This window comes from Sulfitobacter guttiformis (genome assembly GCF_003610455.1).
Lineage (GTDB): Bacteria > Pseudomonadota > Alphaproteobacteria > Rhodobacterales > Rhodobacteraceae > Sulfitobacter > Sulfitobacter guttiformis.
The window spans coordinates 344,773-363,234 of record NZ_RAQK01000002.1; the positions used below are offsets into that span (position 1 = coordinate 344,773).

Genomic DNA, 18,462 nt, shown 5'->3' on the forward strand with positions numbered 1-18,462 from the left:
CTCATTCGAACACGCACCGCGGGAAGTAGAACGATACAACCCAGTTGGGCATATCCACGATCTCGGAGATGCGCAGATCTCCACAGGTCGAGACCAGCATATAAGCCTCTTCCGCCGCCAACCCTTGGGTTTTGCACAGCAGATCAACCATCTGGCTCACGGCCTCGCGGGCGCCACTCATCAGGTCGGGACCAATACCGGTTGTGACCTCATAACCCTTGGCATCCAAATGGTTGGTCACCGGACCCGGTGTCGTGAAGCGCGGCATTTTCAGCTGCGCATCCTTAACAAGATCAAGCGTCACCGTGGCGTCCATCGGGCTTTCGATGGCTGTACCGCAGACTTCGCCGTCACCTTGGGCAGCATGGGTATCTCCGATGGAAAACAGCGCGCCTGTTACTTCAACTGGCAGGTACAGCGTTGTGCCTGCCGCCAGATCGCGGATGTCGAGGTTCCCGCCCACACGGCGCGGCGGCACGATTGAATGCAGCCCCGGCTCGGCTAACGCGCAGCCAATGGTACCTGCAAACGGCTTGAGAGGGACGCGCCCGTTCTTGCCGAACAAGGCAGGTGCCAGTGTATCAGGATCGTATTTCCAGATGGTGAGGGCGGGATCCGTGAATTGATCCGACAACAACCCGAAACCGGGGATATTCGCAGTCCAGCCAAAGCCGGAAGGCGCAAACCCTTCGATCGTAATCTTTAGCGCATCGCCGGGCTCTGCCCCTTCGACATAGACGGGCCCGGACACCGGATTGATCTTACCGAAATCGAGTGTCGCCACATCTGCCACGGTACTGTCAGGGGTCAGCTGACCCGCTGAGCTGTCATGGCATTTGAACTCTATGGTTTCGCCCGGTGCTACCGTGATGGCCGGGACAAACGAGTTGTCCCAGCCAAAATGGTGGCTTGCGCCGTGGATCGTGTAGTTAGGGCATTTATTGCACATCGTTAACCCAGACATAGTCATAGTTCACAGGGATCGAGACCGGATCGACATAGAGCTTGTCGTCGCCCCCCATACGCTCTGACTTCATGGTGTAGCGCTGCTCGTTGAACACAGGCACCCATGGCGCGTCTTCCATGACTTTCATGTAAACGTCCGACCACATCTGCAAACGCTCTTCCACCTTCGCAGGGTCTGTCATGCTGTCTGCCTCAACGGCCATCGCATCAGCCTCTGAGTTACAGTACCACGACCAGTTCCAACCGCCCTGAACCGCACCGTCACACCCTAGAATCGGGCCATAAAAGTTTGACGCATCAGGAAAATCAGCAATCCATGCCATGCCGCCGGACCAGATCATCGGCGCTTGATCTTCTTCACCACCTGCGGCGATGACACTGGCCTGAGCAAGCGACTGGATCGACGCCTTGATGCCGATCTTGGCCAGATCCTGTTGGATTGCCTGTGCAATGCGCGGGTTAGGGTCAGTGTTCATCACGAAAAGCTCTGTCTCGAAACCGTCCGCGAAACCGGCGTTTGCCAGCAACTCCATAGCAGCATCAGGGTCGTAGGCGTATCCTTCATAGCCTTCGGTGTAGCCCGGCATCGACGGCGGCAGCGGCTGGTTGGCGGGGACAGCACGGCCATTGATTACTTGGGTGATACGCTCTTTGTTGATGGCCATGTTGACCGCCTTGCGCACATCGACGTTGTCGAAGGGCGGCATTTTGACGTTCAGGGTGATATAGCCGGTATGCAGCTGACCGCCTTCGATCACGCGCGCAGCCTGCGCCGGGTCGCTCATGACTTCCTGAAACTTGGCTGGTGGAATACCGTCACCCGGCACATCGACCTCGCCATTTTGTAGACGCAGCAAGGCAACAATCGGCTCCTGCCCAACTTCGAAAGTTACACTGTCCAGATAGGGCAGACCTGCGCGCCAGTAGTCGGCGTTCTTCTCGAAAACCAGCTTTTGACCAATGGTCCAATCCGCAAGTTTGAACGCGCCGGTGCCCATCGCCGTCTTGCCAAAGTCTGCCCCGGCTTCCTCAACTGCTTCTTTCGCGACCACTGAAGCAAAGTTCAAACCCATGACGTGGAGGAATGTCGCATCGGGGCGCGACAGGGTAATCTCGACCGTAAGATCGTCGATGACCTTCACGCCCGACAGCGTCTCGCTTTCGCCAGCGGAGATGGCATCATATCCCGCGATCGAGCCAAAGAAACCTGCACCCGGGCTTTGGGTTGTCGGGTTTGTCACACGGTCGAGCGAATATTTCACATCATCCGCTGTCATCACGCGGCCATTGTGGAATTTGACGCCTTCGCGAAGCTTGAACGTGAAAACCATCCCGTCATCCGAGATTTCATAGCTTTCGGCCAGACCGGCGCGCAGCTCGGTTGTTCCGGGCTCGTAGTCCATCAAGCCGTCGTACAGCGATTTGATCATCGACCAGTTCTGCCAGTCATAGCCAATCGCAGGATCGAGGGTGGCCACATCATCTTTGTAGGTAATGGTGATGTTGCCGCCAGATTTGGCGTTGGGATCAAGGCCGGAATGGCCATCGGCAGTCGCAAATTGGGGCAGCCCGAGGGCCGCAACGAGGGCCGAAGTTGTAAGCAGTTTCTTCATTCTGGTTTACTCCTGTTGGGTTGGTAGTTTAGCGGACCTTGATCCGCGGGTCGGCAAAAAGGGACGCGATATCCGCGACCAAATTGCCAATGACGATGGCGCATGCTGAGACCAGCGTGACGCCCATAATGATCGGAATATCGACGCGCTGGATCGCTTGCCACGCGAGCTGCCCGATGCCGGGCCAGCCGAAGACAGACTCAACGACAACGATGCCACTCATGAAGATCCCTACATCAATACCGATCATTGCGATGATCGGCAGGATTGCATTGGGCAGTGCGTGGCGCAGCAACACGCGCATCCGGCCCAGCCCCTTTGCGCGTGCCGTGCGAATGAAATCCTGACGCAGCACATCAATCATCGAGGACCGCATCATCCGGCTGTACCAACCCGCCCCGAGTATCCCCAGAGTGACTGACGGCAGCACCATATGCGAGATTGTGCCGTAACCGCCAATCGGGAACCACTGGAGTTGAACCGCAAAGACGTAGAGCATCAGCAGACCAACCACGAATTGGGGCGCCGACACACCGACAAAGCTGACCATCATCAGTGCATTGTCTGTCGAGGTTCCGCGCCGCAGCGCCGCAATCACGCCCATGGTGATCCCCAGTACAAGCTCGCACACGATTGCGCCCAGCATCAGCAACAAGGAGGCCGGCAACCGCGATGCAATCAGCGCGCTCACTTCTGTCTTTTGCAAGTAAGAACGGCCAAGGTCGCCCTGAACAAGATTTCCAAGGTACCGCAAGTATTGGACTACAAATGGTTGATCGAGGCCAAGCTGTGCGCGAATATTGGCAACAGTCTCGGGTGTGGCAGAACGGCCCGCAATCTGGCGCACGGGATCGGCGGGCAGCAGATAGAGTAGCGCAAATGTGATAAACGTTACCCCTAGCAGGATCAGCATTGACTGGATCAGGCGTTTGACGATGAAAGCAAGCATCAGGCGCGTCCCCTCTGGGTCGGATCGAGCACATCGCGTAATGCATCCCCCACAAGATTAAAGGCCAATGCGAGGGTGACAATTGCCAGACCGGGAAAGAACACGAGCCAGGGCGCTGCCTGAAAATAGGTCTGGTTCTCGAAAATGATGTTGCCCCAGCTCGGTGTTGGTGGCTGCACGCCCACCCCCAGAAAACTGAGCGTGGCCTCCAGCAGAACAGTGGTCGAAATCCCCAGCGTGCCCCATACGATGATCGTTGGGGTCAGATGCGGGAGGATATGGCGAAACAGAATGCGCAAATGCCCTGCCCCCAATGTACGTTCTGCGGCAATGAATTCGCGCTGCGACAGGCTGGCGGTTTCGGCATAAAGCACCCGCGCCGTCTGCACCCAGTTCACGGTTGCGATGACCATGGCCACTATCCACAGGGACGGCTGGAAAATCGCAGCCAGACAAATCGCCAAAAGCAGTGCCGGAAAGGCCATCATCAGATCGGTAAACCGCATCAGAACACTGCCCAGAATACCGCCGAAATAGCCGGCAGTGACCCCCACAAACGTCCCGATAATGAGGGCCACACCATTGGCCACCAGACCGATGATCAGCGATGTGCGCGCACCATAGAGAATGCGCGTAAGCAGATCACGCCCCAGCAGATCGGTACCAAGCGCGAACTGCGCACCCGGTGCCATAGGCGCCCCCTGCAACGACAAACCGTCAAACATCTGGTTGTTAGGCTCGTAGGGGGTCAGATAAGGCGCGAAAATTGCGCCGAACAGCGTCAGAAAAATGAGCGCCATGCCAAACAAGGCAAGTTTGCGCGTCTTGAGCCGCTGCCAAACAGTTTGTGGCGCAGGGCGCGTATTTGTTTCAGCTACAGTCACGATACCGCCCCGCTTCTTTTTTGTGTTTTACGATCTGGACGGCAGCGTCCTCCATGGTCATCTGCCAAGCCATGGCAAGCTTGCGCAGATCGTCATATGCCGTCTCCTCCGAGCCGGTTTTCTTGGCCAGAAGAGAGACGGCCTGCACGATGGTCTGGCGCGCTGAAAGGCGTCCGTGCAGCGCATCGATTTCCGCCAATAGGGCCTTGCGTCGCTCGAAAGACTGGCGCGCCATTAACAGCGCTGCAAACACACCGCTTGCGGCCAGGGGTTTGACCAACAGCGCATCCGCGCCGATCCTCGAGGCCCATTCGATCCGCCCCGGTGCTTCGGATCCCACAAGAGCGATCATAGGCATCGGCGCATTTCCTGCCTGCCAGGGAAATTGCGCATCATGGCCCGCGTCCGTATCATAAAGGGTGAAATCAGCCGTTATCGCAGAAGCGGGCAAGGTGGGCCAAGCAACCTCCACTTCCAGACCAATGGCACGTAACTGGCGCAACATAACGTTCAGGCGGTCGTGCTCGGGGTGCATGACAACAGCCCGCGCGCCCTCAAGTCCGGCAATGTCGATTTGGGTTCTCATGCGCGCACCACAGTCAGTATCGGCTGGTCGAACTGGGGGTGGCGCAGGGGGCGTGTGAGATAGGGGTCGGGTGCGATGTCTGACCAGCTGTGCAAAATTTGAAATGCCCCGCCGCGCACCTGAGCGATATGGACATCCAGCGTTGTATGCTGCGTCGCGGGGTCGATGCCGTAGCGCGCCCCGTTTTCGGCCAGATAGCTATCGAACGGGCCTTCGACCCCTCGGGCCAGTACCGCCGCCAATGTCAGAACCGATTGATACGCCGTCTTCTCAAGTGATGATCCGCGGCCATCCTGCGCGGACGTTGTGCAAAAGGACGGCCCCACAGAAATAAGACCTTCCGCCGCATCTCCGAGCGCCGGAAGTTCCGCTTCGGTTAGGTTACACGACAAAATTGGACAGTTTGCAGCAGTAAACCGCGGGTTGCGGCGGCCCAACTCTGCATAGGCTTTTATGAAGGCGTAAGAAGACGCGCCGACCAACGAGTTCACGATAAACTTTGGCTCACTACGCTCGATTTCACGGATCAAACCTTCGACCCAGACATCCCCCAACGGTAGATATCGCTCCCCCAGAACCGCGCCACCCGATGCTTCCAGCCGCATCCGTGCGACCCTGCAAGTCTCCCAACCCCAGATGTAATTCGAGCCGACAAGATATGCTGACATCCCGAAATGCCGCTTGGCCCAGCCCAGTATCGGCAGGATGTTCTGATTTGTCGCCGCATGGGAATATACAACGCGGGCGGATGTCTCGAAGCCTTCATAGGGTACATTATACCAAAGCGTCGCACCCGCGCGGTCGAGTTCGGGGATGACCTCCTTGCGGCTCGAGGACGTCACGCATCCGACGATGTGTCTGGCACTGGATGTGCCAAGGATCTCGGCACACAGGGGCGCGTATTTCGTCAAATCACCTTCGGGGTCACGGATAACAGGCGTAAATGTCACGGGTATAGTGCTGTCGGTATTGACAGCCTCGACGGCAGCCATAGCTCCCCGAAACAGCGCCTCTGACAAAAGCTGATAGGTCCCAGACCGGGAGTATAAAATGCCAATGTCAAAGTTCTCGGTCATGGTTTCCCCATAAAAAAAAGCCCCGACGCAGCAACGTGATGTTGCTCCAGTCGAGGCCCGAATGCCTGCTTGGCTATTGCCAAAAACGACCTGATTTAAGGCCATGTAAAAGATTTGTGTCAAAACGGATAATTACGCAAATCATAATCGCAGGTTTAGCGGAAAAAATACCACCTGCCCGCATGAGTGATTATTCTGTGTGCGTTTTCGCTGACCGCCTGACCCGCCCTTCAAACCTTTAGCTCCGATAATATGGCAGATACAGCACCACAAGGCGTTGTTCGGTAAGGGTAATCTGGTCTTGGACGACCGTTTCCCTGAATAGATTTATTATCCGACGAAAATAGTCGGATTGGCTAATCCGACTGAATCACTCAGGTACAGGCCAAGCCTTACTCTTGGACTAGCCCTGCTTTGCGAAAAGGAAAATACCGTGAAACGCACCATTCTTCTGGCGACTGTCGCCGCTTCATCTTTTGCGCTGCCAGCGTTGGCCGCAGATAAAACCGATGTTCTGGCGACCTATGCCGATATTGCGGCCGCAGCTTATGGTGACAGCCTGATAACGGCACAACGCTTGCAGACAGCAGTAAATGCGCTGGTCGCTACGCCTTCGCCCGATAGCCTGAATAAAGCTCGTGCTGCATGGCTGGCCGCTCGCGTCCCTTACCAGCAAACGGAAGTGTTTCGTTTTGGCAATCCGGTCGTAGATGACTGGGAAGGCAAGGTGAATGCATGGCCTTTGGACGAGGGTCTGATTGATTATGTCGATCAGGCCTATGGCGGTGCGTCGGATGAAAACGAACTGGCCGCTCTGAATGTCGTGGCAAATCCCGTATTCACGCTCTCGGGCAAGGACATTGACGCAACTGTAATCACACCTCAGTTTCTATCGGATACCCTGCACGAAGCGGACGGCGTGGAGGCGAATGTTGCAACAGGATACCACGCGATCGAGTTTCTCCTTTGGGGGCAGGATCTGAACGGTCATGGTGTGGGTGCAGGTAATCGCGCATGGACGGATTACGCGACGGCAGATGCATGTACGAATGATAATTGCGACCGGCGCGGACAATATCTTGTTGCTGTGACGGATCTGCTGGTTGCGGATCTGGACTGGATGGTGGCGCAGTGGGCGCAGGACGGCGCTGCGCGCAATGATCTGACAGCAGACAGTGATGCCGGTCTGGTTGCGATTCTCACAGGCATGGGATCGTTGTCGTACGGCGAACAGGCGTGTGACCGGATGCGCCTTGGTCTGATGCTCAACGACCCAGAGGAAGAGCACGACTGTTTCTCCGACAACACCCACAACAGCCACTTTTATGACGGGCTCGGGGTCCAGAATATCTATCTGGGGGAATATACGCGCATCGACGGGTCCCGTGTGTTGGGGGCCTCGCTGTCGGATATGGTGAGCAGCGCGGATGCTGCACTGGATGCTGAAATGCAAGAAAAGCTCGGCACGACAATGCGGGCGCTGGCGCAGATCAAGACCGCCGCCGAATCAGGCTTTGCCTACGACCAGATGCTCGAGCGGGGCAACGAAGGCGGCGAGGCGTTGATAATGAGCGGAATAAACGGGCTAATCGACCAAACGCGGTCGATTGAACGTGTGGTAAGCATCTTGGGCCTCGACGGTATCGCGTTTCAGGGCTCGGAGAGCCTTGACGATCCAAACGCCATTTTCAAATAAATCGATCTGCCGACAAGAACGTATCGATCGGTGTAATCCACTAAATTCAGGACAAAAAAATGCAAAAATCGTTTCTCACAGCTGGGCTTTATGGCCTCGTGCTTGCTGGCGGGTCGTCAGTGATGGCCCAAGACGCCGGTTTTATCTGGGGCGGTAGCGTCGAGGTTGGAATCGACAGCACGGTGAAGGCAGATGACCCAACTGCCGAAGTGACCGACACTTACATCTCCGCAGATGTAGCATTTGAGGCGGCAATTACGGACCGTATCACGGCCTTCGGTGGGCTAAGCCTTGAATCCGTTACCGACGCAGTAGACAACCGCGCCTTCGAGGATATGGGTCTCTACGTGAGTGAGCTCGGTTTGCGCTTTGGCTTTGGCGAGACACTTGTCTCGGTGGGTAAGATTAGCCCCGTTTTCGGCAAAGCGTGGGACGAAGCGCCCGGATTCTATGGCACCTCGCTTGCCGAAGATTACGAGCTTAGCGAGATGATCGGTGTAACAGTTAATACACCGCTGAGCAGTGGTGTGCTGTCATTTGCGGCCTTCTATGTAGACGATACTGCGCTAAGCAATAGCGTCGGAAACAAGCGTGGGCGGAATTCTGTCGCAAATGGTGGTTTGGCCAATACTGGCAAGTTCGATAATGTGTCGCTCCAGTTTGCGCAGGAATTCGGCGCTACAAGCGCGTGGGTCGGCTTGCGCCATCTGACGGCAGGTGTCGGCAACTCGGAAGATGAAACTGCTGTTGCTGTGGGCGCTTCTCATGATTTTGGCACAGGTCTGAGCATGATCGGGGAAGTGGTCCGCTTTGACAACGCGGGCGGCGAGCAGGGTTATGCCACCTATACAACCCTTGGCGGCGCCTATGCGCTTGATGCGTGGACATTCTCGGCCACGGCAACACTTGTTAATGCCGCAGACAGCACTGACAGAATGTATGCTGTTGGTGTTGACCGCTCCCTTACGGATGCGATTGACGTAAACTTTGGTTTGGCACGGTTTGATGTGGGCGGTGCCAAATCAACTGCCGTCGGCCTTGCGGCGGTTGTTTCTTTCTAGGACTTGGAGATGATTGCCTGGGAACTCCGCGTTGTATTGTGCCCTTCAAATGCGCAGATACACTCGGTGCCGGTGGCAAGTGCACAGGCAATCATCGCAACCAAAGCTGAGCTTCATAAGAAGCGGCCGCGGCCTGACAGGCTTCGCGCTGACGTAAGGCAAAGACGCCCCTTCCTTTCCGCACGATATCTCCAACGCCAGGTTACCCCTCATGAACAAGATTTTCACACAATCAAAGCCCGTCAATTGGTCGGGGTGCGTTGGCGGCTTTGCTGTCGCAGTGCTTCTTGGAACGCCAATCAGCGCTCAAAACTCGATCCCTGTCTTCGATGACCCGCATCTGAACACAATACCGCGTACAGCCGCGGAGGCCGCACGCATTTCTGCAGTTACGGCCCTTGCTACTGATTTTAGTGCCCCGCAAAAGTTCGAGGAAAAATCAGCGGGTGCTGCCACGGTTCGGGCACGGACCGATGCGGATGCCTTTTCCCAGCCGTCCGGCAATATCAGCTTCGAGGACGAGTTGGACTTCAAAGTTGGCAACGGACTGTTCCGCAAACTGTGGGTTTCCTCGCCCTCTTCCACTTTGGCGTCTGACGGGCTCGGGCCGATCTATAATGCACGCTCGTGCCAGCGATGCCACATCAAGGACGGGCGCGGCCATCCCCCAGAAAATGCGCAGGATAACGCGATTTCGATGTTCTTGAGGGTCTCTATTCCTGACCTTGATGGCGGATCCGACGCGGATGCAATGGAGCGGATTGAGGGATATATCGCCACGCGCCCCGATCCGGTCTATGGCTCACAGCTTCAGGATTTTGCGGTTCAGGGACATCCTGCGGAATACCGTCTTGATATTTCCTATACCGAAGAAGTTGTCACACTCGCGGATGGCGAAAAAGTATCTCTTAGGCATCCAACATATATTGCTGCGGATCTTGGGTACGGCCCGCTGCACACAGATGCCATGCTCAGCCCGCGTGTCGCGCCCCAAATGATCGGCCTCGGTCTTCTTGAGGCGATCGCAAGTGATGACATCCTCGTTCGAACCGATCCTGACGATCTGGACGGTGACGGGATTTCAGGGCGCGCAAATGTCGTCTGGTCGCAAATCCATAATCAACCGATGCTTGGGCGCTTTGGCCTCAAGGCGGGCAGCCCGACGATCCTTGAACAGTCAGCCGCCGCCTTTGCTGGTGACATCGGTATTTCCACGCCGGTTTTTCAGGCGGGCTTTGGTGATTGCAGCATTTTGCAGGCTGATTGCCGCGACGCCCCCCAAGGCGACGGCGATGACCGTGTCTTTGAGATCGACCAGACCGGCCTTGATCTCGTGACATTCTACAGTCGCAATCTGGGGGTGCCTGCGCGGCGCAATGTGGAGGATCCCCAGGTGTTGCAGGGCAAGCAGGTATTCTATGAAACCGGATGCACCGCATGCCATACGCCTTCGTATGTAACCCAGCGCCTCGAGGACCGTCCCGAGCAAAGTTTTCAGTTGATCTGGCCCTACACCGACATGCTTTTGCATGACATGGGTCCTGCGCTGGCCGATAACCGCCCCGAAGGTCGTGCCACCGGAACTGAATGGCGTACCCCTCCGCTTTGGGGCATTGGCCTCACTGCCCAAGTGAGTGATCACAGTTATTTTTTACATGACGGGCGGGCGCGCTCGCTGCTCGAGGCTGTGATATGGCACGATGGCGAAGCGGCAGGACAGCGTGATAAGGTTATCGCGCTGCCCACCAAAGAGCGCGACGCTTTGATCGCCTATCTGGAGAGTTTATGAAACATCTTTTGCTCATTACGGCCTTTGCTTTTACCCCTGTGATGTCGCAAGCTCAAACATCCGGTGAAGTTATCGAGGGGATCGTGAGAGATCACATTTTGTCAGGCTTCGTCCAGCTGGAACAGAAAACTGCGGCTTTTTCGCAAACAGCCAGCTCTGATTGCACGCCCACATCGGCTGCCTTGCGGGACGGTTACGCAGACGCTTTTGATGCATGGGTACTCGTGAGCCATTTGCGCTTTGGCCCCACGGAAGTCGGCGATCGCGGCTTTGCGCTGGCGTTCTGGCCCGACAGTCGCGGGACCACGCCGCGCAGCCTTGGGGCGCTGATCACAGATCAGGACGCTGTCGTGGACAGCTCAGACAGCTATGGGCATGTATCAATCGCTGCACGCGGGTTTTACGCGATGGAACTGCTCCTTTATGATGCGGCGCTGAGTGATGGCGCGAACCCGCAATACCTTTGCAGCCTCATTCAGGCGGTCGCTGGGGACATGGCCACAACCACAGCAGCAATCGCGCACGACTGGCGCGAGGATTATGCGGCTCGCCTCATTGCTCCGTCCAGCGGCGGCACCTACCGCGGGGAGGAAGAAGTGCTTCAGGAGCTGTTCAAAGCCTTGGGAACCGGCTTGCAATTTACATCCGAGGTGCGTCTGGGCCGTCCTTTGGGCACATTTGACCGCCCCCGACCCAACCGCGCCGAGGTCTGGCGCGCAGGCCGTTCGGCGCGCCATGTTGTACTAAGCCTGACCGCGCTGCGAGATCTGTCGTTGCGTCTGTCCGCCGCTGATCCGGCAATCGCGGCCCACCTTGCGGAGGGATTTGATCTGGCGTTGGCGCGCATGGAAAGCCTTGATGATCCGATCTTTGCAGGTGTCGAGCAACCGCAAGGCCGCTTGCGGCTTGAGGTGGTGCAGCAAGCGGTTAACGGTGTCCGCGCCGAGGTGCGCGATGCTTTGGGCCCGCATCTGGGCGTGGCGGCGGGGTTCAACGCCTTGGACGGGGATTAATCCTCAATGATCGGCAAGAATAGAGCTTTGAAAGACGCGGCTGGCCCAAACTCACGCCGTCGCCAGTTTATCGCAGGGTTGTTGGCAGTCGGAGTGGTTCCTGCGCCCACTTGGGCCGATGCGGGCAAACCTGCCTACCTCGCTGCTGCTGCAAGATCTGATGGTACATATGCGCTGTGCGGGTTGAACGCGTCCCTCGAGACGGTGTTCCGCATTCCATTGCCCGCCCGTGGCCATGCTGCAGCAGCCCATCCCCTGCGCCCCGAAGCAGTAGCGTTTGCGCGCAGACCTGGCACTTTTGCGGTGGTTATAGATTGTCTCTCAGGCACGGCCAAGGCGCGGCTCAAGGCGCCCGAAGGTTTGCATTTCTACGGGCACGGCGCATTCTCTGCCAGCGGGGATTGGTTGTTCACAACCGAAAACGATTACGCATCCGGCCGAGGAAATATCGGCGTCTGGGACGTAGCCGCAGGGTACCGCCGCATCGACGGATTTAGCAGTGGCGGCATCGGACCGCATGATATCAAGCGCCTTCCGAACTCTGACGTGCTGGTCGTTGCGAATGGCGGGATCGACACCCATCCCGATACCGGCCGTGCCAAGCTCAACATCGCGACGATGCAATCCAACCTGTCCTATCTCCTTGATGGCGCGGTAATGGAACAAGCAATCCTGCCGCCCCATCACCAGAAAAATTCGATCCGGCATCTTGCGCTCAGCGCAAAGGGCGATGTCGCGATGGGGATGCAATGGGAGGGTGACGGCACCTCCCCCGCACTTGTAGCGCGGCACAGTCGCGGCAGTGATATTGCAGTCGCCACCCTCCCCGATGACCTCCTGCGCGCCCTTGACGGCTATATCGGCAGTATCGCATTTTCGCAGAACGGCAAAACAATCGCGGTCACATCCCCACGTGGCAGCATCCTCGATATCTACGATGCAGATCGTATGGCACTTGCCTCGCGCACTGCAATCAACGATGTCTGTGGCATCGCGCCGTGCTTAGAAGGATTTGCGCTGACCACAGGCACCGGTGCCTTGGGGGTTCTGGATACGACCGAGCCGCGCTTCATGCCTGCAGCGGCGCATAGTTGGGACAATCATCTGGTCATGATCTAGCGGGTAACAACGCCACCCTAAAGGTCGATTTCTATCACACCGCCTGCCAATGCAGCACGCGATCTGCACAGGATAATTGCTTCTGCGCGCTGGCTTTTGGACAGGACGAAATCGCGATGCTCGACCTCGCCCGAGACTAGCTTGCATTTACACACACCGCAGATGCCATCGCTGCATTTTACATCAATCACGACCCCGTTTGCCTGTAGCACTTCTGTAGCTGTCTGACCTGCAGGCACGACGAACTCCTTTCCGGATTTGGCCAACCGCAGCGTAAAATCATGGTCGACATAGTCCGGCTGCTCAGGCGTCGAGAAATATTCCAGATGGCGCGCGTCCTCGGGGTAACCAGCGTTCTGCGCGGCGTGCATCACGGCATCCATATATTGTGCGGCTCCACAGGTGTAAACGTGCCAGCCCTGCCGGTATCCTTCAAGAAGCTTTCCCAATTCGGCACGCCCCCCCTCGTCGGTGATGTGCAGACGAACCTTATCCATCCAATCAAAGGATGCAATATCACTCAGCAGACCCATGGTGGTACGGCTGCGTCCAGAATAATGCATCACAAAATCGCGTCCTTGCCCGTGCAGTTCATGCGCCATCGCAATCAGGGGCGTGATCCCGATGCCGCCGCCCATCAGGATGGTTCTGGTCGCGTCGGGCGACAGTCCAAAATGGTTGATCGGTTTGGAGATGAATACCCGCCGCCCAACCTCGAAAATACGCTGCATCAGGACCGAACCGCCGCGCCCCTCCGCCTCACGCAGGACAGTGATCTGGTATTTGCTGCGATCGGCAGGATTGCCCGACATCGAGTATTGGCGCAAAAACTCCGGTGCTATGACGATATCCAGATGCGCACCTGCCTGCCATGCCGGCAAATCGCCACCATCGAGGGCAGCAAACTCATATTTCATAATGCCGTCTGCTGCCTGCTCCGCTTTGGTCACAACCACTTGCAACACAGGGCTTTCGGTCAGATCGGCGCGCTTGTGCACCGCCGAAGTGTCACCGCGCGACAGCCGCGCGCGGTACTCTTCCGCCGTAATCATCGCCTGATAAGCTTCGATGCCCGCTTCGCGGTCCATCGGAAACGGATAGGGATAGGGCGGAGGTGCCAATGGCGCGGGATAGACCGCAAGCGTCTGGTCCGCATATTCGAGCTTTAACTCCTTTTGCAGCCCGCGCTGGTTAGTGGGATGCTGCACAGGGCGGTAGCCGCCATCCTCCGCAATTTCCAGATCCCACCACCACTTTTTAACAGGATTAAGTCCGCCGTTTTCAACAGCATCGTCAAGCTTTGCAAGGACAGGAGCCAATTTTGGCACATTCATCGCCGCCCATCGAAATGGCGCCTCTTTGAAGATCCCCTCAAGGTTCCAAGGACAGGTCTTCATACAGCGCCCGCACATCGCGCCGCCCGGTGTGGTGATCCTGTAGGTCGCGCATTTCTGGCTGTCGGACTTCCAGATCTCGTAGCCATTGAACATCAGCTTCGGCCCCAGCGTGATCGCCCCCGACGGACATTCACGCGCACATTTGTTGCAGCTCTCGCAAAATGTTTGCAGGCCGAAATCAATCGGCTTGTCATGGGTCATCGGCAGATCGGTCGTTACAGTGCCTGATTTGAGCCGCGGCCCCAGAAACGGGTTCAGGATTACCTCGCCAATCCGGCTAACCTCGCCCAGCCCCGACAGCAGCAAAAGCGGGGGTTGGAGCACTTCGCCATCCATAACGGTGTGGGCCTTTGCCGAATATCCCAGATTGCGTATTTGGCGCGCGATCACCCCCCCAAGCAAGGAAAACCGCAGATAAGCGCGCATGGATTGCGCCACCGCGATCCAGTCATCCCCCGATGAGCCGTCCATTGTCTCATAGCCTTGATCGATGATCATATTGATGGCTTGGTCATGTGGCGGGATGATTTCGTCGCCGCGGGCATCATGGCTGTACCACGCCCAATCGGGGCAGCGTGAAATCCCGACCGCATCCGCCCCGAGATAGTAACAGGTCGCTTTGACCAGTGCCGCTGCGCGCGCGGGATCAAGCGGCACTTTCGCGGCCGCCTTTGCGCCATCCTGTAACAAAACGAACGCACCCAAGGCTCGGCGCTGTGCCATTGATGGGGCAGCTTTGCGGATATATTTTCCGCCCGTGGCTCCATCCTGCATCTTTTTTCCCATGTCGCCAAACTGCGCGCGTGCGAACATATCCGTCCGCTTCGGGACGCGGACTACCCGCGGCTCGTCGATATAGGTGGTGGGGGTCTCAACCCGGCGCAAATTCTCGAAGGGGTGTGCCCCGTCGACAAACCGGCGCTTGGCATAGGGCACCGCATTCAGTGCGTTCTTGCGCGAGGACGTCCCTAACTTCCATCCGATACCAAAGGCAGATCTAGGTTGCTGGGCCATCGGGGCCAGCGGCATATCTGGCGCCAACTCAAATGTGGTGGTCACCACGCCCAGTCCGAAACGCGTGCCAATATACGGATGCGACAACACGCCGTTCTCGACTGTGGCAATGCCCGCCGCGACTGCCATCTTGTTGAGATCAACATCGGTGCTGGAAACCGTGTGCCCGCGTGCATCATAGCCCAGCAGCCTCAGGTAATTGGCGATCACCACCGCAGTCTCGGCCGCAAGAAGGCCTGCTCGGTGCGCCTGTGCCTGCGTGATCCAGTCTGTTCCGACCTCGTCGGGCTGTGGATCACGGGGATTTTCATACAAAAAGACCAGCGCATGGGTATGGGCCTCGATCCCGCTCAGCGGCGCTGCGATTGAATCGCGCAAATCCGCCATGATCGTATCAATGCCTGAGGCAAGGGTTTTGGTCTGGCGCGATTTTAAGTCCTGCGCGAGCCGCCCCACATCAGGGTTCACATACGGGTCGTCCAGCAGCGCCTCACGGGGCAGTTCGCAGCAGCCAACCACTGCGGCATCTGCAAAATATCCAAACGCTTTTAGATGATTTGTCCGCTCTTGCAGGTCAGTGGGCGCGTCCGCGATTGCCCCGTTGACCAGCCCGCTTCGTATTGCATCCAGCATTGCCTGATGCTCACGCATGGCATTCACAATCGAAGCGGGGTCTTGAGACCGGTCAAATTTCAGATGCTGCGCTTTTGGCACAGATTTTAGATCAGGAAAATGGTTTGATCGGGCAAGCTTTTCTGATGGATAGGGGCCCATATGTACAGGGCGCTTTGCATCCGAGAAGAATCTCATTGTCATTGGTGTCGCACCTGTTTTCGGGTTGCATAGGCTGGTTCGGTCCTGCCGCGGCTGGCCTGCCATCCGATATTTTCATACTGTATAGGTAGAGCTGATCACACTAGCAACATGCGGCGCGAAACATGCAATCTCGCTCTTTTATATGATGACGTTTTGTATCTGTTTGTTGCGCGTGAACGGGTTTTAAACTCTCTGCAGGCAAGTTCGGGGCATATCCACAAATCCTGGAGCTTTAATGCCATTCTTTTTGTTGCTTGTTTTAATAGTCCAGATTGCTCTGTTCGCCTTTTCGGTTCCAACCGCCCATGCCGAGGCAGTACGAGGCAGTCTGTTTGTTCTGTCCAAGACCAGCGATGTCGTTTCAGCCTCTGCCGCGTTCAAAGGCAGGGCCGCCGGCAGCATGTTTGAAAAGCGCCCTGCCCATGTGCCTGCCCTCGCTACCCGCGTACCCGGCCACATTCAGGGCCGCGGGATCGAGTTGATCCGCGCCCTTATACAAGAGGCGGAGTCGCGGCGCGACGGTTATGATGCGGTACAACACGGCGCAAGGATCAAGCCACGCAAGCGGCCTACCCAGATGACCCTTGCAGAGATATTCCAGTGGATCGAAGCAACCCCGAACCAGCCTCACGCGATCGGTCGCTACCAGTTTATTCCCAGCACATTGCGGCGGGTGGTGACTGAGGTTGGGGCAAAACCGTCACAGCGCTTTACCGCTGCTCTGCAGGATAGGCTAGCCGATGTCCTGTTGATGGAAGCCGGCTTGAACCGGTTTCAGGCAGGTGCCCTTGATCGCAAGGGATTTATGAATAATCTCGCCAAAATCTGGGCCGGTTTGCCAAATTCCACGGGAAAGTCGCATTATGACGGTTATGCGGGAAACAAGGCGTCGGTAAGTTGGGCGCGGTTTGATGCTGTGATGACACGTGTTGCTCCAGAGCTTTGATTGATCTGCCGCTCGCAGATTCAGCTATTGGCAATCAGGTGGTCTCCTAAGGGTATTCCCCGGGTAAAGCGTGCCAACTTTCTTAGTATACATCCCTTTCGCGGATCATTGCGACCGCCGTGAATGCTCCTTTTCGTCTGACTTTTGTCTGTCTGCCTTAGGAACATGCATTTGGCGCTATCGGGCTGCAAGTATTGCTTAAAGCCGTCCGCCATGCGACCACCGTCGCTGCACATGGGAACCGGAACATGACATTTTTACAAATCACCTCCCTGCTTATCGTTCTTGCGGGAGGTTTCGGTGCGATCAACCATCTGTTTCTCAAGCTCCCATCGGCAATCGGAATTTTGGTGGTGTCGCTGCTGGCTTCTTTTGTTCTGCTGGGCATTGATCTTCTGTTTCCGGAACTGGGCATTGCCGACACTGTGCGCGGTATTGTTACCGGAATTGATTTCTCAGAAGCGCTTTTGGAAGGAATGCTCGGCCTGTTGCTTTTCGCGGGTGCATTGCACGTCAAGATCAGGGATTTACGGGCACAATGGCGCGTGGTGTTTCTGATGGCAACGCTAGGCATCGCCTTGTCTACTGTGATTGTCGGAGCGGGTTTTTCATGGCTCACCGGTATGCCGTTATTGGTGGGGCTGGTGTTCGGGGCCTTGATATCGCCGACAGATCCTGTTGCCGTGATGGGGGTGCTGCGCCAAGCGGACCTGCCCAAAGCCCTCGAGACCAAGATTGCGGGCGAAAGCTTGTTTAACGATGGTGTGGGATATGTTGTTTTTCTGGTACTTGTCGGTCTCGCCTTTCCGGATCTGGACAGCCACGGCCCTGCGGGCAACGCGTTCACCGCTGCAGTGATTCTGTTTTTTCAGGAGGCGGTTGGCGGTGCCGTGCTGGGTCTTGTCCTTGGCTGGCTCACGTTTCGGGTGATGCGGCGGATCGACGATTACCCGCTTGAGGTGTTGCTGACGCTTGGCCTTGCCTTCGGAGGATATGAGTTAGCGGTCTGGTTGCATGTGTCTGCCCCCATTATGGCGGTTTGCGCAGGTCTGCTGATCGGTGATGTCGGCAAATCCAAGGGCATGTCCGCGCAAACGCAAACCTATGTTGCAGGGTTTTGGGAGCTGATCGACGAGATCCTGAATGCCGTCTTGTTCCTGCTCATCGGTTTCGAGGTGTTCGCCATCGCATTCGACGGTGACGTTCTCCTGACAGCTGTCGCAGCGATTGCGCTGGCATTGTTCGCACGCTTCGTGGCCGTGGCGGTGCCAATTTCTGTTCTACGGCCTTTCCGAAACTTTAATGCAGGCGTTGTCCCGATCATGACATGGGGCGGCCTGAAGGGCGGCATATCGGTGGCACTTGCGCTCTCCCTGCCCGAGGGCGAGTGGAAGCCATTAATCCTGACCTGCACCTATGTAATTGTCATCTTTTCGATCATCGTCCAAGGATTAACCGTGGCGCGTTTGGCCAAACGCGTGCGGCGCACCCCCGACGCGCATTAAACAGCGGTAGCCTCATTCAGACCTGAGAATGA

14 protein-coding genes are annotated in these 18,462 nt (G+C 56.9%); 7 read left to right on the forward strand and 7 right to left on the reverse strand.

Annotated elements, in window-relative coordinates:
- Nucleotide 1: 1 nt before the first annotated feature.
- The 6 genes from C8N30_RS14355 to C8N30_RS14380 are packed head-to-tail and all read right to left on the reverse strand — an operon-like array spanning nt 2 to nt 6,074.
- Entirely contained in the window at nt 2-949 is a 948-nt protein-coding gene (locus tag C8N30_RS14355) for an acetamidase/formamidase family protein (RefSeq protein WP_025062104.1), read from the reverse strand.
- On the reverse strand, nt 939-2,579 hold the full coding sequence (locus C8N30_RS14360; RefSeq protein ID WP_025062103.1) for an ABC transporter substrate-binding protein: 1,641 nt from the start codon (nt 2,577-2,579) through the stop codon (nt 939-941). Before C8N30_RS14360 ends, C8N30_RS14355 begins: the two co-directional genes overlap by 11 nt.
- Nucleotides 2,580-2,607: 28 nt before the next feature.
- Nucleotides 2,608-3,528 carry an ABC transporter permease gene (locus C8N30_RS14365; RefSeq protein WP_025062102.1) on the reverse strand — a complete coding sequence of 307 codons (921 nt, stop codon included), beginning with the start codon at nt 3,526-3,528 and terminating at the stop codon, nt 2,608-2,610.
- The gene (locus tag C8N30_RS14370) at nt 3,528-4,415 is read right to left on the reverse strand and encodes an ABC transporter permease (protein ID WP_409373602.1); all 888 of its coding nucleotides are present in this window, start codon (nt 4,413-4,415) and stop codon (nt 3,528-3,530) included. The genes C8N30_RS14365 and C8N30_RS14370 overlap by 1 nt, the downstream gene beginning before the upstream one ends.
- Nucleotides 4,399-4,998: an ANTAR domain-containing response regulator gene (locus C8N30_RS14375; RefSeq protein ID WP_025062100.1), complete on the reverse strand. Its 600-nt coding sequence runs from the start codon at nt 4,996-4,998 to the stop codon at nt 4,399-4,401. Before C8N30_RS14375 ends, C8N30_RS14370 begins: the two co-directional genes overlap by 17 nt.
- The gene (locus tag C8N30_RS14380) at nt 4,995-6,074 is read right to left on the reverse strand and encodes a transporter substrate-binding protein (RefSeq protein ID WP_025062099.1); all 1,080 of its coding nucleotides are present in this window, start codon (nt 6,072-6,074) and stop codon (nt 4,995-4,997) included. The genes C8N30_RS14375 and C8N30_RS14380 overlap by 4 nt, the downstream gene beginning before the upstream one ends.
- Nucleotides 6,075-6,507: 433 nt before the next feature.
- Between C8N30_RS14380 and C8N30_RS14385 the strand changes: the two genes are divergently transcribed.
- The 5 genes from C8N30_RS14385 (at nt 6,508) to C8N30_RS14405 (ending at nt 12,752) form a co-directional block, all read left to right on the forward strand.
- Nucleotides 6,508-7,770: an imelysin family protein gene (locus C8N30_RS14385; RefSeq protein WP_025062098.1), complete on the forward strand. Its 1,263-nt coding sequence runs from the start codon at nt 6,508-6,510 to the stop codon at nt 7,768-7,770.
- Nucleotides 7,771-7,829: 59 nt separating this feature from the next.
- Entirely contained in the window at nt 7,830-8,831 is a 1,002-nt protein-coding gene (locus tag C8N30_RS14390; RefSeq protein ID WP_025062097.1) for a porin, read from the forward strand.
- Between the two features lie 211 nt (nt 8,832-9,042).
- The gene (locus C8N30_RS14395; RefSeq protein WP_025062096.1) at nt 9,043-10,620 is read left to right on the forward strand and encodes a di-heme oxidoreductase family protein; all 1,578 of its coding nucleotides are present in this window, start codon (nt 9,043-9,045) and stop codon (nt 10,618-10,620) included.
- Nucleotides 10,617-11,633 carry an imelysin family protein gene (locus tag C8N30_RS14400; protein ID WP_025062095.1) on the forward strand — a complete coding sequence of 339 codons (1,017 nt, stop codon included), beginning with the start codon at nt 10,617-10,619 and terminating at the stop codon, nt 11,631-11,633. Before C8N30_RS14395 ends, C8N30_RS14400 begins: the two co-directional genes overlap by 4 nt.
- 6 nt (nt 11,634-11,639) lie before the next feature.
- Entirely contained in the window at nt 11,640-12,752 is a 1,113-nt protein-coding gene (locus C8N30_RS14405; protein WP_051567142.1) for a DUF1513 domain-containing protein, read from the forward strand.
- Between the two features lie 17 nt (nt 12,753-12,769).
- On the opposite strand, the gene C8N30_RS14410 is transcribed toward C8N30_RS14405, so the two are convergent.
- Nucleotides 12,770-15,979: a 2Fe-2S iron-sulfur cluster-binding protein gene (locus tag C8N30_RS14410; RefSeq protein ID WP_025062093.1), complete on the reverse strand. Its 3,210-nt coding sequence runs from the start codon at nt 15,977-15,979 to the stop codon at nt 12,770-12,772.
- A gap of 235 nt (nt 15,980-16,214) precedes the next feature.
- Here C8N30_RS14410 and C8N30_RS14415 point away from each other — a divergent pair, with 235 nt between their 5' ends.
- Nucleotides 16,215-16,925, forward strand: coding sequence for a lysozyme family protein (locus C8N30_RS14415; protein WP_025062092.1), 711 nt, complete (start codon nt 16,215-16,217; stop codon nt 16,923-16,925).
- A gap of 248 nt (nt 16,926-17,173) precedes the next feature.
- Complete coding sequence (locus C8N30_RS14420) at nt 17,174-18,430, forward strand: cation:proton antiporter (RefSeq protein WP_025062091.1); 1,257 nt, start codon at nt 17,174-17,176, stop codon at nt 18,428-18,430.
- The last annotated feature ends 32 nt before the right edge of the window (nt 18,431-18,462 follow it).

Coding starts and splice junctions, on each gene's coding strand:
- C8N30_RS14355 (WP_025062104.1), bottom strand. CDS start 949: ATGTGCAATAAATGCCCTAACTACACGATCCACGGCGCAAGCCACCAT.
- C8N30_RS14360 (WP_025062103.1), bottom strand. CDS start 2,579: ATGAAGAAACTGCTTACAACTTCGGCCCTCGTTGCGGCCCTCGGGCTG.
- C8N30_RS14365 (WP_025062102.1), bottom strand. CDS start 3,528: ATGCTTGCTTTCATCGTCAAACGCCTGATCCAGTCAATGCTGATCCTG.
- C8N30_RS14375 (WP_025062100.1), bottom strand. CDS start 4,998: ATGAGAACCCAAATCGACATTGCCGGACTTGAGGGCGCGCGGGCTGTT.
- C8N30_RS14380 (WP_025062099.1), bottom strand. CDS start 6,074: ATGACCGAGAACTTTGACATTGGCATTTTATACTCCCGGTCTGGGACC.
- C8N30_RS14390 (WP_025062097.1), top strand. CDS start 7,830: ATGCAAAAATCGTTTCTCACAGCTGGGCTTTATGGCCTCGTGCTTGCT.
- C8N30_RS14395 (WP_025062096.1), top strand. CDS start 9,043: ATGAACAAGATTTTCACACAATCAAAGCCCGTCAATTGGTCGGGGTGC.
- C8N30_RS14400 (WP_025062095.1), top strand. CDS start 10,617: ATGAAACATCTTTTGCTCATTACGGCCTTTGCTTTTACCCCTGTGATG.
- C8N30_RS14405 (WP_051567142.1), top strand. CDS start 11,640: ATGATCGGCAAGAATAGAGCTTTGAAAGACGCGGCTGGCCCAAACTCA.
- C8N30_RS14410 (WP_025062093.1), bottom strand. CDS start 15,979: ATGACAATGAGATTCTTCTCGGATGCAAAGCGCCCTGTACATATGGGC.
- C8N30_RS14415 (WP_025062092.1), top strand. CDS start 16,215: ATGCCATTCTTTTTGTTGCTTGTTTTAATAGTCCAGATTGCTCTGTTC.
- C8N30_RS14420 (WP_025062091.1), top strand. CDS start 17,174: ATGACATTTTTACAAATCACCTCCCTGCTTATCGTTCTTGCGGGAGGT.